This window comes from Micromonospora yasonensis, assembly GCF_026013475.1.
Classification (GTDB): Bacteria; Actinomycetota; Actinomycetes; order Mycobacteriales; family Micromonosporaceae; genus Micromonospora; species Micromonospora yasonensis.
Window position 1 is genome coordinate 1 of the sequence record NZ_JAPDPH010000463.1, and the last position, 1,206, is coordinate 1,206.

1 protein-coding gene is annotated in these 1,206 nt (G+C 67.7%); it reads left to right on the plus strand.

The window, feature by feature from the left end; genetic code table 11:
- The first annotated feature begins 13 nt into the window (after positions 1 to 13).
- Positions 14 to 1,195 carry a YncE family protein gene (locus ONA70_RS36355; RefSeq protein ID WP_265011000.1) on the plus strand — a complete coding sequence of 394 codons (1,182 nt, stop codon included), beginning with the start codon at positions 14 to 16 and terminating at the stop codon, positions 1,193 to 1,195.
- Positions 1,196 to 1,206: the final 11 nt, after the last annotated feature.

The window sequence follows — 1,206 nt, forward strand, 5'->3', positions numbered from 1 at the left end:
TTATTTTGGGTGAATGTCGCGTAGGTCGTTCCTGGCTGCTCTTCCGGTCCTGGTCCTGTCGGGCGGGTTGTTGGCCTGCACCGACCGGCCGCCCAGCCGGGATGCCCTGGCCAGCCCGTCCGCGGGCGTGTCGGTGGGTCGGTCGTTCGGGCCGCTGGTGGCGGGCATGCCGACGTATCCGGCGGCCGGGAACGTGTACGCCGCGGCGGGCCCCAACCAGCTCGCCCCGCAGGTGCGCGGTGACCGGCCGTTGGTGTACGTGCCGAACACCAAGAGCAACGACGTGTGGGTGATCGACCCGGCGACCTACCAGGTGGTGGACAAGTTCCCGGGCGGCCCGGAGCCGCAGCACGTGGTGCCCTCCTACGACCTGCGCACCCTGTACGTGGCGTCCAGCCAGATCCCCAACGGCGGCCTGGTCCCGATCGACGCCAGGACCGGCAAACCGGGCGCGTTCCGCAAGCTCGACGACGTCTACAACCTCTACTTCACCCCCGACGGCAAACAGGCGATCGTGGTCGCCGAGGCGTACCAGCGGCTGGACTTCTACGACCTGAAAACCTGGCAGCGGGTGCGGTCGGCCCGGTTCCCCGAATGCGGCGGCATCAACCACATGGACTACACCGCCGACGGCAAAACCATGCTGTTCAGCTGCGAGTTCGCCAACCGCATGCTCGTACTCGACACCACCAGCCTCCGCAAACTCCGCGAGTTCCGGCTCACCGAAACCACCGACGGCATGCCCCAGGACACCCGACTCACCCCCGACGGACAACACTTCCTGGTCGCCGACATGCACGCCCACGGCGTATACGTCTTCGACGCCCAAGCCACCCGACAAACCGGCTTCATCCCCACCGGCCGCGGCGCCCACGGCATCTACTTCAACCGCCAAGCCACCCTCGCCTACATCACCAACCGCGACGAAGGCACCATCACCGTCCTCGACCTGACCACCCTCAAACCCACCACCACCTGGCGAATCCCCGGCACCGCCAGCCCCGACATGGGCGGCCTCTCACCCGACGGCAAACAACTCTGGCTCTCCGGCCGCTACCACGACGAGGTATACGTCCTGAACACCGAAACCGGCAAACTACTCGCCCGCATACCCGTCGGCCGCGGCCCCCACGGCCTCACCATCTGGCCACAACCCGGCCGCTACTCCCTCGGCCACACCGGCAACATCCGCTAGCCCCGGCCCGG

Coding starts and splice junctions, on each gene's coding strand:
- ONA70_RS36355 (WP_265011000.1), top strand. CDS start 14: ATGTCGCGTAGGTCGTTCCTGGCTGCTCTTCCGGTCCTGGTCCTGTCG.